The sequence below is a fragment of the Streptomyces sp. TAA486 genome (genome assembly GCF_000426165.1).
Window position 1 is genome coordinate 1 of the sequence record NZ_AUEV01000026.1, and the last position, 14,821, is coordinate 14,821.

Annotated in this window: 11 protein-coding genes and 1 pseudogene; 3 read left to right on the forward strand and 9 right to left on the reverse strand. The window is 66.5% G+C overall.

All coding sequences use genetic code 11. The features are described 5' to 3' along the window. Positions 1 to 472: 472 nt before the first annotated feature. Together I004_RS0127660 and I004_RS36495 are read right to left on the reverse strand one after the other, a co-directional pair. Positions 473 to 874 carry a hypothetical protein gene (locus I004_RS0127660; protein WP_028438144.1) on the reverse strand — a complete coding sequence of 134 codons (402 nt, stop codon included), beginning with the start codon at positions 872 to 874 and terminating at the stop codon, positions 473 to 475. Positions 875 to 1,272: 398 nt separating this feature from the next. Beyond that, positions 1,273 to 2,646 carry an ABC transporter substrate-binding protein gene (locus I004_RS36495; RefSeq protein ID WP_486580486.1) on the reverse strand — a complete coding sequence of 458 codons (1,374 nt, stop codon included), beginning with the start codon at positions 2,644 to 2,646 and terminating at the stop codon, positions 1,273 to 1,275. Positions 2,647 to 3,729: 1,083 nt separating this feature from the next. Here I004_RS36495 and I004_RS0127670 point away from each other — a divergent pair. Both I004_RS0127670 and I004_RS0127675 read left to right on the forward strand, forming a co-directional pair. Continuing rightward, positions 3,730 to 4,395, forward strand: a complete 666-nt coding sequence (locus tag I004_RS0127670) for a hemerythrin domain-containing protein (RefSeq protein WP_078511873.1) — start codon at positions 3,730 to 3,732, stop codon at positions 4,393 to 4,395. Positions 4,396 to 4,466: 71 nt separating this feature from the next. Continuing rightward, a complete protein-coding gene (locus I004_RS0127675) occupies positions 4,467 to 5,276 on the forward strand; it encodes a hypothetical protein (protein WP_158677125.1) in 810 nt (269 codons plus the stop codon). Positions 5,277 to 5,366: 90 nt separating this feature from the next. Here I004_RS0127675 and I004_RS36500 read toward each other — a convergent pair whose 3' ends face one another. From I004_RS36500 to I004_RS36510, 7 genes are all read right to left on the reverse strand, one after another. Next, positions 5,367 to 5,825 carry an FAD-dependent monooxygenase gene (locus I004_RS36500; protein ID WP_028438147.1) on the reverse strand — a complete coding sequence of 153 codons (459 nt, stop codon included), beginning with the start codon at positions 5,823 to 5,825 and terminating at the stop codon, positions 5,367 to 5,369. A gap of 210 nt (positions 5,826 to 6,035) precedes the next feature. Then, positions 6,036 to 7,037, reverse strand: a complete 1,002-nt coding sequence (locus I004_RS0127685) for a polyprenyl synthetase family protein (RefSeq protein WP_028438148.1) — start codon at positions 7,035 to 7,037, stop codon at positions 6,036 to 6,038. Next, a complete protein-coding gene (locus I004_RS0127690; RefSeq protein WP_051345517.1) occupies positions 7,034 to 8,086 on the reverse strand; it encodes an aminotransferase class I/II-fold pyridoxal phosphate-dependent enzyme in 1,053 nt (350 codons plus the stop codon). The genes I004_RS0127685 and I004_RS0127690 overlap by 4 nt, the downstream gene beginning before the upstream one ends. 96 nt (positions 8,087 to 8,182) lie before the next feature. After that, complete coding sequence (locus tag I004_RS0127695; RefSeq protein WP_158677126.1) at positions 8,183 to 9,085, reverse strand: hypothetical protein; 903 nt, start codon at positions 9,083 to 9,085, stop codon at positions 8,183 to 8,185. A 24-nt stretch (positions 9,086 to 9,109) separates the two neighbouring features. Continuing rightward, positions 9,110 to 10,999 carry a BTAD domain-containing putative transcriptional regulator gene (locus I004_RS37775; protein ID WP_158677127.1) on the reverse strand — a complete coding sequence of 630 codons (1,890 nt, stop codon included), beginning with the start codon at positions 10,997 to 10,999 and terminating at the stop codon, positions 9,110 to 9,112. Between the two features lie 71 nt (positions 11,000 to 11,070). Next, positions 11,071 to 11,286, reverse strand: a complete 216-nt coding sequence (locus I004_RS39690) for a hypothetical protein (protein WP_158677128.1) — start codon at positions 11,284 to 11,286, stop codon at positions 11,071 to 11,073. 825 nt (positions 11,287 to 12,111) lie between these two features. Beyond that, positions 12,112 to 13,608 carry an amino acid permease gene (locus I004_RS36510; RefSeq protein WP_051345516.1) on the reverse strand — a complete coding sequence of 499 codons (1,497 nt, stop codon included), beginning with the start codon at positions 13,606 to 13,608 and terminating at the stop codon, positions 12,112 to 12,114. Positions 13,609 to 14,444: 836 nt separating this feature from the next. On the opposite strand from I004_RS36510, the pseudogene I004_RS0127710 reads away from it, so the two are divergent. After that, positions 14,445 to 14,821: pseudogene (locus tag I004_RS0127710) on the forward strand (hypothetical protein); the annotation flags it as partial.

A 14,821-nucleotide genomic window follows, 5' to 3' on the forward strand; every position in this document is an offset into this window, starting at 1 on the left:
CACCGGACGCTTGAGGGCCTCGAGCTCCGTATCGAGCAACCTCAACACGGCGACCCTCGTGCCGAGCCCGGCGCGGCATCGAGCTAGCCGTAACGACCGAGAAGACTCATGACTTGGGGCCCAGGCGATGAAGGAGACTGAGCTCGGAAGCTTCCTGCGGGCGCGACGGGAATCGCTGCGCCCTCTCGATGTCGGTCTGACGGTCGGCGACCGGCGCCGGACCCCCGGTCTGCGACGCGCGGAGGTCGCCATGCTGGCCAATGTCTCCGTCGACTACTACGAGCGACTGGAAGGAGATGGAGGTCCGGCCGATCCGCTCGCGGAACACGACGCTCCACCATCCACGGCTCGGCTCGCTCCAGATTCGCTACGCCAACCTCAAGGGCACCATCCCTGGCCAGCAACTGATCATGGCCCGGCCACACTCCAGGACCACGCCCTCCCCGCCCTTGTGTGAGCTCCCGCAGAACGGTCAGTCCGTGGACAGATGGAGATCGGTGATATACCACAACCTCCCGAACTTCAGCGCGTTGACCGTCATTTCGGCCTCGCTCTCCTCGGCACCGCTGGAACGCGACAGAACCATGTCCTTGAGTGTCTTTCCGTCCACGGTGACTTTCTTCCCGAGAACCACCGCGCTGTTCCCGGAAGGACGCACCGTACCGACATTCACCGACGGCGGCTTCCCCGGGTGGTCAGACCTCAAGCTCTTGTGCAGCCGACGCACCCGCTGTTTGGTCTCACGCCCGCCCGAGCCGTCGCACTGCGCGTTGGTGTTCGGCCGGGGCTCCGAGCCGTCATTGCTCGGCCCTGTCATCAACAGGCAGGCTTGCCTGGAGTGATTCTGCACGACCGCGGATACCCACGCCTTCACCGCTCCTTGCGCGGTGGATCGATCAGCGGGCCCCGCGGGCGGGGAATTTGGGGACGCGCTCGGCTGTTCATCGGACGAGTCCCCCTGCTGCCCGCTGCTCGACTTCCCGACTTTCCGGTTGTGCGTGCTCTCCCCGTCGCTGGTGATCGACGAGCACCCTGCGAGCAGCGGCATCAGAACTGTCAGGGATATACCAACCGTCCAGCGCCTTGCCGTCGTCCTGGAAATTCTCACTCCTTCACCCTTTCCCGGAAACTCAGTCCGCCGTGCACGTTCTCATCGCTGCCGGGCGCCCACACTACACGCCGCAGCTGCTGTATTTATTGGCGGTGAGCCGGATTAAACGCAGATCTCGAGAACGCGCCCGAAGGGCGTCGCGAGGAGAGCGAAAGCCCGGATTATTCGGCGGACTTCTTGTGCTTCGAACCGACCCGTTCGGCCATCCGCTGTGAGTTTTCGAGGGCTTCATCGATCGACTGCCGACCGTCGATCGCGGCGGCCAGCTCCTCCGACACGCGGTTGCCCAGATCAGCGAACTCCGGGATGCCGACGAACTGGATTCCTGGAGCGGGACGGCGCTGAAGCCCCGGGTGACGGGGATCAGCTTCACGAATAGACGACTCAACAGCCTGGTAGAACGGCTTGACGGCCTTCCGGTACTCAGGAACGTCGTAGGTGGACTGGCGTTTGCCGGCAGGCACATTGACCCAGCCGGCCTCCTCACCCACCAATTCCTCGTACTTCCTGCTCGATGCCCAGGAAATGAACTTCCATGCAGACGTGCTGTCTTTGCAGCCCTTCTGCATGCCCCACGCCCACGTATACAGCCAGCCGGAGGAATCAGTCTTTTCAACCGGCGCCTTTACGTAACCGATGTCGCCCTTGACGGGGGAGGAATCCGCCTCCAGCTCACCCGCGGCCGCCGTGGCGTCGTACCACATGGCGGCCTTGCTGTGCTTCATTCCGTCCAGGCACTGCGTGTAGCCGCTCTCGGTCGGCTTCGACTCACCGTGTTCCCGAACCAGATCGACGTAGAATTTCACTGCCTTTGTGAACTCCGGGTCGTCGAGCCGGGCTTTCCAGCTATCGTCGAACCAGGTGCCGCCGAAGGTGTTCACGACCGTGGTCAACGGCGCGATCATCTGCCCCCAGCCAGGAAGCCCGCGCAGGCAGATCCCCTTCATGCCATCGACACGGCCGTCAGCCTTCGCCGCAAGATCCGCCACCTGCTGCCACGTGGGCTTGTCAGGCATGGACAGTCCGAGGCTTTTGAATACGTCCTTGCGGTACATCAGGAAGGAGGACTCACCGTAGAACGGCTGCCCGTACATCCTCCCGTCAGGTCCGGTCAGCGACAGCTGCATGGACAGCAGCATGTCCTGCTGGTCGTCGATACCCCCTGATCCAATGAAACCGTCCAGTGGGTGGAGCCAGCCCTTCTTGCCATACAAGGGGGCCTCGTAGTTACTGACGGTCGCCACGTCATAGCGGCCACCGCGCTTCGCGAAGTCTCTCGGCACGCGTTCCCGCAGCTCATTCTCGGGCAACGTCTTGAAATTCACCTTGACGCCCGTGCGCTTGGTGAAGTGTTCCGGAGTCAGCTTCTGCAGAAGCTTCATCTGCGGGTTGTCCACCATCAACACGTTGATGGCCTTGTCGTCCCGCGGACCCCGGGGACCTGAAGACCCGCCGCACGATGCGAGCAGGCCGCCGAGAGTGATCAGAATGATTGCGGCCCGACCTGCATGCGCCACCCGTGCTCGACTGGTAATCACTGCACGAACCCCCACCTTCTGCGTGCGCGTCGGCACCCACGCGATTCGACTTACTGCGGAGGCTCGACACCGGCTGCGATGCGAGGAACAGTACAGCATTCAACTCCCTATACTGCCCGATTAATTGTCCAAGCCCTCTGGAATAAATCCTCTTCCGCCCGGACGCACCCGACGGCCTTCGAGGTGGATTGGCTGCCGGTTCGAAAGGCCTTCGTGAACAGGTCGGACCATCCATTGGGTGTCTCGCCAACGCCTCGTCCGTGCCAGGCATGTACTGTTATGTGCGATATGTTCAGGAAATCACTTGTTTGACTGGCCCAAGCTGCGGCGCAGCCGCCCCCTTCTGCACAGGTCAGCCCAGGGGTATTCGGAAGTCTCATGCCCGGACGACGGCGGGTTCGTTCCCGACCGGCAGCCGAGGGCTGACGCCCCCCGGGGCTACCGTGAACGAACTCGTGCTGCCCGATTCCCGGGATCCGTCGTCCATCTTGCGACCGCCCCCGTGGAATTCCACCGGCTAGCCAACTTCGAAGCAGCATTAATCCGCTCCACTGCTCGGATCGTTTACCGGAAAGGATGATGCTGCGGCGTAGCGACAAGACTGAATTAATCCCCGCTGACTGTTCTTTTTTCCCGCCAAACGCGCTTGCAGATGAGTCCGTAGGTCAGGCACGTTAATTACGGGACGGGCTCAAGGGATCCAGGGACGAATATCCAGAACCACTGGCCCGCCAGCCTCCAACAGGATTTCACGTCCGGTGGAGGTGAATTGGCGTCGGAAGAAGTCGACTAGGCCGATTTAGTAGCGCAATTCCTGAAGCGCACACCGAATCGGCGGCCGGCAGCCAAGGGCCCGACCCAGTTGGGCGAGTGGCCACCTCCCCCGAGTGGTCAGCGCCTGGTAACCGGCCCGGCGGTGCTGTGGGGGCACCGCCGGGCCCCCCGGGGAACGCCGCCTGCTGTCAGCACAGGCCGCTTGGTCCGGCGACCGGGAATTCACGGCCTACCTCAGGAATTTCTCGGCCCCGCCCGTGGGCCGCATTACGGGACGCAGAGAAAACCACACTGAAAGGACATTCGATGAGCGCACCAGGTGTCCTGGGCGGGCGTCCCCCGATCGAGGAGATGGTGGTGATGCACAGAGCCTTCCGCCGCGAATTCCGGCTGTTGCCGTCACTGGTACGCCATGTGCCTCCTGGAGCCCCCGCACGCGCTGCTGTGGTCGGCAAGCACGCCCGCCTGATCCTGAGCATGCTGCACATGCACCACGGCGGCGAGGACGCGATGCTGTGGCCACTGCTGCTCGTACGGACCACACCGGAACGGGAAGTGGTCAAGCGGATGCAGAACCAGCACGAGCACATCAAGGAACTTGGCTCGCACGTCGAGCCACTGGTTGACCGCTTCCTCGCGACGGCAGAGAGGCGCGACGAACTCGCAAGCGCACTGGAGCAGTTCGGAAACGCACTGCTTGGCTACCTTGATGGCGAGGAGTCCTGGATCTTCCCATTGGTCGAGCGTCACCTGTCGCCGTCGGAGTGGGCAGCGGTCTGCTGGCACGGTCTCGCCGTAATGAACCGCAGGCAGCTGTCGCTGATATTCGGCGCCCTGCTGGAAGATGCCCACCCTGCGGAGCGGGCGATGCTTCTCAAGACAATCCCGCTGCTGATCCGCTCCCTGCTGAGGACACTCGGAGCGTGGCAGTACCGGCGCTACATCAGCCGCGTCCGGCAGGGCCTGACCTGAACGTCCGGGGGTGCGCTCATGGCGCCCGCGACCTGGCACGCGCACACGGTGAAGACGGCTCGGCGGCGACCGTGACCGGCGGCGGACGGCATCTCAACGGAGACGTACCCGCCCGGCAAATCCCTGATCACCTCAACCGAACACTGGTCGATCGCATGCAGCCCATTTCAGTACCGCGCTTCACGCACCGCTTCGCTGAACATTGCCCGCTCAACGCACCGACGGTCCTTTCCCTGAACCTGACCGACAGCGCGCTGCTGCTGGGCGAGTTGTGGAGCACGCAGTCGTTCCCGGCGCGCTCCCACCCCTGGGGTTCGAGCCACGCCTACGAACACCTTCTGAACAGCAGATATCCCATGGCAGTCCTGGACGTTCCTGGCCCAGGGTGGAATGAATACCTGGGGCAGCGCATCCGGATTCTGAGCCGACTGGCGCCGGTCAGCGTACTCGTGCCCGCCGGCACCAACACCATGCCCCTCTACGACGCCAACGCTCACAGCGTCCACGACCGCCACCTCCCTGCCATGCAACTTGCTGTCAATCTGGCCAACGACTGGCGCGGGCTGAGAGCGGCGGAGCCGACAGGAGGAGACCAAGTCTTTCTGCCCCCCTCCGACCCCCCGTATCACAGTTCACAGAGGGGGCTGCTCAAACTGCTGCTGTGCAGGCCCGGACCCTGGTGCTGTCACGACCTGCGCCTGCTGCTCGGATCGGCCGAAAGCTGGCTCAGCCGGGCCACACTCCATGCCCGCGTACTCCGCCTGGCGCCCTACGCGGCCACTCTTGACACCGCGATCCACACTGAGGTTCGCAGCGGACGGACCACCTACTCGACTCACCCTCAGGTCGCCAGCCCTTCTGAATTGTTGGCCCATGGCTGACACTCACCGACGTTGACACGAAGACCTGGCGCCGCTGGAAAAGCCCGCCATTTCTTGTGTCCGCGGTCACTCGATCCGGCGGCATGGCTGCTAGTGACCTGCGATGGCAATTACTCCGGACATCGTTCCGCAATCCACGCCGTCCGGGCATGCATCTTGGTTCACGAAGGGCCAACGCGCGGCATCGGCGATGGCGCTGTTCATCCCCTGCGAGGCCATGGGATGAACCGCATGCGCCGCCTCACCGACGAGGGCCAGCCCGGGGGCGGCGAGCCGGTCGGCGAGAAACCGCGAGGCCGGCAGCAGTTGCCTGTGGTCAAGGGCGGCGAGCGCCGGTTCAGTCAGCGGGCGCAGCGCGGGAACCTCGGCGAGCGCCTCACGGCACCACTGAGCGACTTCACCCGGTGCGAGCCCGCGCAGTTCGTCCTGGCCGACCTGGAGATACAGCCGTACGCGTCCGTCGGGCAGCGGGTAGCACAGCCGCATGCCCCGGTCCGACACGTAGGCCGAGAAGTCGTCCGGCCTCTCCGGGGCGTCGGTGATTCCCAAGGTCAGCAGACGGTGCGGATATTCGTCACGCCGGGCGGCGGCCCTCGGTCGCCCGCCTCAACTTCGATCCGATCCCGTCGGCCGCGACCACCAACGGCGCCGCGAGCTCGTACGACCGGCCGGGCCCGTGAACCGTACCCCCCGACCCGGCCGGACGTGCCGATGACCAACTCCTTGATGGGGCTCCGGCCCTGGCGTCGGGCACCTCGGTCAGTACTCTCTGGCGACGGACGAGTCCGCGATGGCGGCGAGAAGGTCGGCGCTGGCGCTCGCCGGCAGATCGGTGAGCATGTCCTTCGCCCGGTCCGCTTCACGCTGCGCGTGCCAGCGCGCCAGCTCGAGTGCGTCCGTCGCCCCCACCATCTCGCTCAGCTCGGCCCGGGCTTCGGCAGCCGGCACCTCGCCGCTCAAGATCGCCTCGTAACGCCTGCGGTGCGGTCGCGCTGCGGCCTGATAGCCGATCAGTAGCGGAAACGTGGGGCGACGGGTGGCGATGTCGCTCGTACCGGCCTTGCCTGTGAGGTCGTCATCGCTGGTGTACGCCAGGAGGTCGTCCCCCATCTGGAAGGCGACGCCCAGGTGCTGGCCATAACCGCGCATCGCCTCCGCCAGCTGCGGCGGGCCACCGGCAAGCACTGCACCGGACTCACACGCGGCGCGGAAGAGAGCACCGGTCTTCAGCTCGGCCATCCGGTGGTAACTGCCCAGCCCGCACCGGATGTCGCCGACGAGTTGGCCCTCGAGCGTCTGGCCCTCGCAGATGTCGACGCCGGCCTCGGCGAGTATCCGGACGGCGCTGACCACCGCGGAGGCGGGCACCTCCGTGTCGCCCAGCTCGGTGAGCACCGCGAACGTCTGCAGGAAGAGCGCATCACCAGTAACGATGGCGTCGGTCATGCCATAGCGCCCGTACACGGACGGCCGGCCACGGCGCTGGTGATCGTCGTCGATGATGTCGTCGTGGATCAGCGAACCCACATGGAGATACTCCACTGCGAGCGCGGCGGGCAAGGCTGCCGATACATCGCCGCGCCCTACAGCCTTCGCCGACTCCATGCACAGCAGGGGGCGGAGAAGCTTGCCCGGCGGCAGCAGCGCGTAGCGCGAGATCTCGTGGAGGAGCTGCCCACGTGACTGCCAGCGCTGTCCAAGTTCCTTGTGGAGCACCTCGATTGACGCCTGACCCAGGTCGACCACAGGCAGGACGGTCACCGGTCACCCTCCTCTGACGGCTCGGCTCTGATGAATGCGTCGGCAGCCTTGCGGAACGCATCGTTGGCGACTGGCTCGGAGACCGTGACTCTTACTCCCTCGCCGGGCAGTGCCCACACGGACACACCGTGCTCGGCGCAGAAGTCCCGGAAGCGGACAGCTACGGCACCCAACGGGAGCCAGAGGAAACTGCTGTGGCTTTCCGGCACCTGCCACCCCTGCGCCATCAGCTCGGAGCGGAGCCGGTCTCGTTCGGTGGCGACCGCGGCGCACCGCATGCGCATGGCCCCTTGGGCGCGCAGAGCAGCCAGCGCCGCGGCCTGACCGAGGGTGTTCACACAGAAGAAGGGGAGAGTCCGACGCAACTCGGCGACCGTCGATGGATGGGCGACCGCATAGCCCACGCGCGCCCCCAACAGCCCGTACGCTTTGGAGAACGTCCGTACCACGCAGACCCGTTCGTCCTCCTGGTACAGCTCGATGCCATCGGCGATCTCAGTGGGGTCGGCGAAATCCATGTACGCCTCGTCGATGATGACCATCACGTGGCGTGGCAGGGCCGTCAGGAAGTCCTTCAGCTCCTGGTGCCGCAGTGCCGTACCCGTGGGGTTGTTGGGATTGCACACGAGCATCACGCGGGTCCGCTCCGTGGCCGCCGCAGCCATGGCCGTGAGGTCGTGGCGGCCATCGTCGAGTCGGACGGGCACGGGGCGCCTGCCGGCGTTGGCAGCCATCACGGGATAGCTCTCGAAAGAGGGCCAGGCATGGACCACGTCCCCGCCCTTTGCCGCCAAGACGCCGAGGAGCTGTTGTAGGAGGGCGGCGGAGCCGCTGCCCGGTACGACATGGGCCGCCGGTACGCCGAGCTCGTCGCTGAGCGCGATGGACAGCCCCGAGGCGAAGAAATCACGGTGCTGATTGACTCGCTCCGTTGCCTCCAGGACGGCATCCGCAACGCCGGGCAGGGGACCGAAACAGCTCTCGTTCCTCGACATGTCATAGCTGGCCGCGGGCACCGACGAGGACGGATGGGGTGTGTTCGTGATCATGCAGAACAACCTCGGTTCGTGGCTTGGAGCTTTCCGAGACATCCTTGTGAGGGTTCTTGCTTTCCACTTGGCGGTGACTTGCCAGCTGCTACGACGTCAGCGATGAGCAGTGGAGGAGCAGTCCGGCAGGCGAACCTTGCTATGCGATGCCACGGGTGTGCCCGCCCGGTCGGGATGGTCGAGACGCGAGACCGTATACACGAGACGCCCCCACGTTCCGGTCCTCCGCAGGGTCAGCCCCAGAGGACCCAGCCAGGTCCCTAGCCGGAGCATCCGGGCACGCAGCGTCGACCGGCTCAGAGGCCGGCCCGCCGGGCCGAGGAGCAGGCTCAGATCATGACAGCACCAGGGCTGCTGGACGCTCAGCAAGAGGCGCATCAGCAGCCTCTGCTTCGTTAGCGCAGGTAGCGCATCGGGCGGGGGAAAACGGTGCTCCCCGGACCTCGGTGGTGTCGTCGCCGCGAGCCAGTGCTGATCGGACGCCAGCCTGCTGGCCAGCTCCTGGGCCGGCACGTCCCGCCGGATGACGTTGGTCGCACCGGCGTTCAGCAGACCGGCTGCGTCCGCGCCCTCGGGAACAAGAACGATGAGCGAAGCCAACCGCCGCAGCACGGTGACCCGTTGGACGAGGTCGTGTGTCCACTCTGGACCGGGTACGTCCAGCAGCACCAGCGGCCGCCGCCGGATCAGCAGCTCTTCGTAGGCCTGATGCGAGCCCCAGAGGTGAGCCGCGGGCGGCACGAGCCGCGGGGCGCGAAACCCGCGCCCCAGTTGGCCGCTGCACCGCGGGTCGAGGGAGATCAAGAGAGAGTCGATGCCGGGTGCAGCCAGCCTCTCACCCGCTGACGGCATCCGCGCAGCCGGCTTTGACTGCATCGGCGCTCTGCGGACCTGCCGTTCGCGCCATACATACCAACCGTCACCGGCACGGTCCGCATTAGAGTCTGCCACGGGGTCGCTGGAAAGACTGCCGCCGGTGACGCCGTATCGCATGGACATATCACTCCACCATCCATGGGCGCCTCACAGGGCCCCCACGTCGAAGGTTCTGCTACGGGATGGGCCAAGCCATCCCACCGTCGTCACACCGAGCTGACCTGCCGCAGATCTCCGGCAGGTGAGTCGGCGCTCGCAGACGCTCATAGCCTCGACCGCCTCCTCTCGTAAGTCCGGCCGCCGGGTCACGGCCGCGGCCTGCTGAAACCACTTCCGGGCCTCGGTGTACCGCCCCTCCAGCGCCGGGCGGTGACCGGCTTTCAGGGCAGCCAGCGTCAGGTCCTCGCGGGGCAGCGGACCGGCCGCTAAAAGGTGCCGCGCCACCTGCACATCGTGGCGGCCCGGCAGCTCGGACAGCGCGCGGGCCAAAGCGGCGTGCAGGACCTGCGTGCGGGAGGTGGTGAGCTCGCTCAGAATCACTTCGCGCGCCAGCTCCGGCAGTTGGTACCCGCTGCCGGAGCGGTCTGGGAGACCACCGTCCTCCCAGACCATCAAGCGGGCAGTGACAGCCCCGTCGACCAGCGCCACCGACTCCTCGCGAGTGGTGTCTCCGACTCGCGTGGCCAGCTCGGGGTCCAGCCGTCCGCCCGCGACGCTGTCCAGCAACGCCCTTGACTCCTCCCCGAGTTCGGCCGTGCGTGCCTTGAGCACCCTTCGTATGGATGCCGCCGCGAGCCGCGTCCGTCCGGCGCCCGCCTCCCCGGACAGCACGACCCAACTGGTCTGTCCCGCTGCGCCGTTGTTCAGCACCTCATCCAGCATGGCCAGTTGCCCGGCCCGTCCCACAACGGGCTGCGCGCCACGGGGGAAACCGGGCACGGCACGACGGGAACGGAGCAGAGCCACGGCCGCGCTCGGGTCGCCGTCCGATGCGCGAGGCGCCGACCACCACTCCCCCGGGACCACGGCAGGCGCCTGGCCGTACCGGTTCATCGCTGTGGGATGCCCCCGGTCCACGGCCGGGGAGAGCCGGCCCCGTGCGCGTACTACGGCCCCGCCCGCGCCTTGAGCCACGTCGGGTCCGGACCGCGTCCGGGGCTCCGCCGCAGGGCCCCGATCCGCCGCTGGGTCGGCGGCCGTAGAGATGTCCGGCGCACCTGCCGGCAAAGGGCCGGACAGGGCCACAGGAGCCGCAGCGGCAGGAGCCAGCGCAGCCGTGTCCTGCCTGAGGATCGCCAGATGCGTCTGGCGGAGAGTTGGATCGACACCGCGCTCCTCGGCCAGCACCGCGCGTACGGTCTCATAGCGCCGCACTGCCTCCGCTGGCCGATCGGACAGGTACAGGGCACGCAGCAACAGCGTCCACGCTGCCTCCCGAAGCGGATCCCGCCTGGTGAGTTCCTCTGCGGCGATCACCGCTCCCGGGATGTCGCCCTCGTGAAAGAGAATCGTGGCGCGCAACTCCTCGGCAGCAAGCCGGGCTTCCTCAAGCCGGACGATCTCGTGGGCGGCGAACGCATGGCTGGCGGCCTCGGCGAGCGGGCCACCCCGCCACAGACTCAGGGCGTATTCGATGTCGCACCGCGCCTGCCACGGCCGGCGCCGCGCCAGTGACCGGCGTGCCGCGTTCACGGCTGACTCGAAGCGGTGGGTGTCACGGGCGCCGGGCGGGGTGGTGAGCGCGTAGCCGGCGGTGCCGCTGACCAGCACTCTGGCCTGGCCTCGACCGCCACGGTCCGGCTCCTGTACACCGCGCAGCCGGCTGATATGAGCGTGCAGCGAGGAGACTGCGCCGGAAGGGGGCTGCCCCTCCCACAGGTCCTCGCACAGGCAGTCGGCCGGTACGGGACGCCCCGCCTCGATGAGCAGCCGGGTCAGCAGCACGCGCCGCTTGGGTGGCCCCAGCCCCAGCCCCGTACTTCCGCGGCGGGCTTCGAGCGGGCCGAGGAGAGCGAACTCAAGGGTGGGCTCCAGCAATCCGGCATGCCCTGGTGCACCCGGGGGGCCGGCGGCCGGAGGCATCGTGGTGGCTCCGTGGGCAGGGCCCATCAGTTCAGCGCATCCGTGCGGCCGGTGGCAGTGCCGTTCCATGGCATGGTCCGCCGCCCGACGCGACTCCTTGTTACCCCTCCGCGCGGGACAGGCAGTTCAGCCTTGCCGCCGCAAGAGGACCAGTCGACGGGATGGTTGGTCGCCGTCCCGTTGCCCGGATGGCGCAGAGCGCAGGAACCCGTGTTGCGGATCAGGCTCGTGTTCTCGATCACGGTCACTCCCTTGCTCTGGCCGTAGTGCGTCAACCGGAGAGCGTCGCTACGCACGGTGACGTTCGGGTGGAATTGCCGTTGACGGTGCCGGCGGCGCGGAACTTCGGTCCTTGGCCGTCAGGGCCGGCTGGGCCTTCTCGGCCCGTCTGCCGTCCCGCCGGTCCGCCGGAGGACGTAGCACTTGTCCGCTCTCGCCGATTGTGTTCCCGTGATAGCCGGCCGAGGTGCCCACGGCGTTCCCGTGCTCATGCACCATTCAGGGCGCCGCGGCCGCCGGAGCAGACGCCGCAGGTGGTCGCACATGTCGCAGGTGATGGAACATACGTCTACGTCTGTGGGTGAACTGACCCTGCAAATCACTTGCGCCCTTCCCTGGGTAAGAACAAATGAGGCCTCAGGGGGATTCCTTGAGACGTCCTTGCCCATCATTCTCAGTTGCGCTGAGAGCAGTAGCGAACACGCTCTCCCACGGATTGTCGCTCAGCCGATATTCTTCATTCAGATCTTGAATTCATTCGACCGTATCAGCCGGAGCGGGACGAACTGCGGCCCGCAGAATTTATCCGGTGCTGGCTGAGTTATTCCACGATCCGAAGAGCACGAATGAATCCATGGAGTCAGGCGCTCGACACGGATACTCGCGGGTCATTCACGTTCTGCGCAAAGAAGGGAAGTCAGCCGCTCGCGTACACTCTTTCGAGCCTGCTCGCGTCGCAGTAGCCACGACGCGAGCAGCTGGTCAGCCGTCATGCCTCCCGGGGGTGGCACCGTGCGGCGCCGCCCCCGGGAGGCAGATAAAGGAGCTGACGGCTGGCGCCTGCCAGTTCAGCGGCGGCGGTGCTCCTGCGAAGCCACCGCGTGATGATTCCGGGCTCGGCGCTCGCGTACCAGTGCCACGGCGACGACGAACGTGGCGGCCAGTAGCGAGAGCAGGATCTGCTGGCGTCCGGTCTCGTCGGTGAGCATGTAGACCAGCACGAAGAGGATCACGCCGATGGTGACCCAGGTCAGATACGGGAAGAGCCACATGCGTACGACCAGCTTCTCCGGCGACTCGCGCAGGATGATTCCGCGCATCCGCAGCTGCGCGAAGCAGATCACCAGCCAGACGAACAGCGCTACGGCCCCTGAGGAGTTGAGGAGGAACGCGAAGACGGTGTCCGGCCACTGGTAGTTGAAGAAGACGGCGACGAAGCCGAAGGCGACGGAGGAGAGGATTGCCGCCATGGGGACGCCACGGAGGCTGGTGCGGGCGAAGGAACGGGGGGCGTCGCCGCGCTGCCCGAGGGAGAAGGCCATCCGGGAGGCGGTGTACAGGCCGGAGTTGAGACAAGAGAGCACCGCGGTCAGCACGATGACGTTCATGACCTGCCCTGCATGCGGGATGCTGACCGCGTCGAGCGCTGCCACGTAGGAGCCCTTCTCGGTGATCGCCTTGGAGTTCCACGGCACCAGAGTGAGCACGACCAGGATCGAGCCGAGGTAGAAGACGGCGATGCGCCAGATCACGCTGTTGGTGGCCTTGGTGACAGCTGTCCGGGGGTTGGCGGACTCGCCGGCGGCGAGGGTGACGATCTCGCTGCCCATGAAGGAGAAGACGACCAGCAGCACGCCGGTGAGGACCGCGCTTGGCCCGTTGGGCATGAATCCGCCGTGGGCAGTGAGGTTGGACAGGCTCGATGTGGATTCGTGTGCTCCGGGCAGGATGCCGCTGAGCGCGAGGGCGCCGAGCACGATGAACGCCGCGATCGCCACCACCTTGATCCCCGCGAACCAGAACTCGAACTCCCCAAACGAACCGACTGAGATCAGGTTCGTCGCGGTGAGCACCACCATCACCAGCAACGCCCAGCCCCACTGCGGGACGGCCGGGACCCAGCCGTTGAGGATTTCGGCGCCGGCGGTCGCCTCGACGGCGAGCACCACGACCCAGAAGAACCAGTACAGCCAGCCGATGGAGAAGCCGGCCCAGCGGCCCAGCGCCCGGTCGGCGTAGGCGGAGAAGGAGCCGGACGTCGGATTCGCCGCGGCCATCTCTCCGAGCATCCGCATGACGCAGACGACCATCGCGCCGACAAGGGCGTACGACAGCAGAATCGCGGGTCCTGCGGCCGCGATGCCCGCGGAGGATCCGACGAAAAGGCCGGCCCCGATGACACCGCCGATCGCGATCATCGACAGATGCCGGTTCTTGAGCCCTGCCTCGAGCTCGTTCTTCGAGCTCTGGTGGTGCTGCGGGTCCTTGGGACCCTCGGTGCGGGACTCTCCAGGCTCACCCTGGGTTGTCGTGCCAGCCCTGCCGGCTGTCGGATGCGCACTCATGAGAATCTCTCCATTCGGAGGAGTCGGGGAGCTTCCAGACAGGCGCAACTGCCCACCTGAAGCGACGTGAGAGAAAGCAGCGCGTGCCGACGCTGAGCCCTGAGATATGCGGCGTGGCGCTTCGGCGCCGCGCGACCCGTTAGAGCGGACGCCGCAAGAGATGCTTCGGGCTGTTCCAGCGGTCGGGCAATCCGGAGTGCCAAGGTGAGGCGGCCCGAACTCCCCGCAGAGCCCCAGACGTTAGAGCGGGAGTTCGAGGCTTGTACACCCCGTATTGCTCGGAATAATCGCGCCTTTATCGCGCCCGTCGGAGATCCGCTCAGCCTCGCGCATGCAATTGAGCATTTGTATGAAACTGGGCCCATGGGCTGTGACATCTGTTCATGGTGCTAAGCGGGGAGCGCTTCTAACGTCTGAGAGCGTGCCATTCCGCGCCGGGCGATCCCCGGCGCTCCCCTCCCACGCGAAGGGGCCGGCGTACCCAGCGGGCGCCGTCACCCGGTGTGAGGTAGCACGCCTCCCCCTTGCTCTGCTGCCTCACCAGGCGGCTGTCCGGGGTACACCGAATCCCAGGCCCCTTCCAAGAGCCCCGGTGGTGGCCCGGCCGTGCCGGATCGGCCACCACCGGGGCAGGCCAACGTTCCTGACTGAGCCGACGCTCCTTCGTGATAGGGACACCATGAGCCCCGAAAGCTCCGGGGATGCATCGCCGCCAGAGCTGCTCCTTTCACGACGTCCGCCCCATCTCCACTCCCATTGCGGCCAGTTGCTCGTCCGCTGTGTCGGCTGCGGAGACCCCCGCTGCCGACCCTGCGCCCCCTACCGTTCCGATGACTGTGCCTTCGCTGTCTGAACACCTCGGCCGTCCCCGAGACGCCGAACGCGCCGACGACCATCCCTCCAGCCAGGACACCTTCGGTGCTGAACACGGGGCATCCGGACGGTACTTCGTGGTGATCGGCGCCGACATGGCGCGCAGGGTGTGCGGTTCGCTGCAGTCGGCCGGACACCGTGTCTGCCATCTCGGCCGGCCCACGGACGAGGAACTGCGCGGTGCGCTGGACGGAGAAGTCGCGGGAGTCGCGGTCCTGCTCGACGACGACGTCGAGTCCCTGCGCTACGCACTGACGACCGAGCACATTCGGCCCAACGTCCCATTGGTGGTAACGGTCTTCGACAGAACCGTCGCCGAACAACTCAGCCGCGTGGTCCC

What these genes read in the sequence shown, in the direction of transcription:
- I004_RS0127670 (WP_078511873.1), top strand. Translation starts at nt 3,730, where the DNA reads ATGAGCGCACCAGGTGTCCTGGGCGGGCGTCCCCCGATCGAGGAGATG.
- I004_RS0127690 (WP_051345517.1), bottom strand. Translation starts at nt 8,086, where the DNA reads ATGATCACGAACACACCCCATCCGTCCTCGTCGGTGCCCGCGGCCAGC.
- I004_RS0127695 (WP_158677126.1), bottom strand. Translation starts at nt 9,085, where the DNA reads ATGTCCATGCGATACGGCGTCACCGGCGGCAGTCTTTCCAGCGACCCC.
- I004_RS36510 (WP_051345516.1), bottom strand. Translation starts at nt 13,608, where the DNA reads ATGAGTGCGCATCCGACAGCCGGCAGGGCTGGCACGACAACCCAGGGT.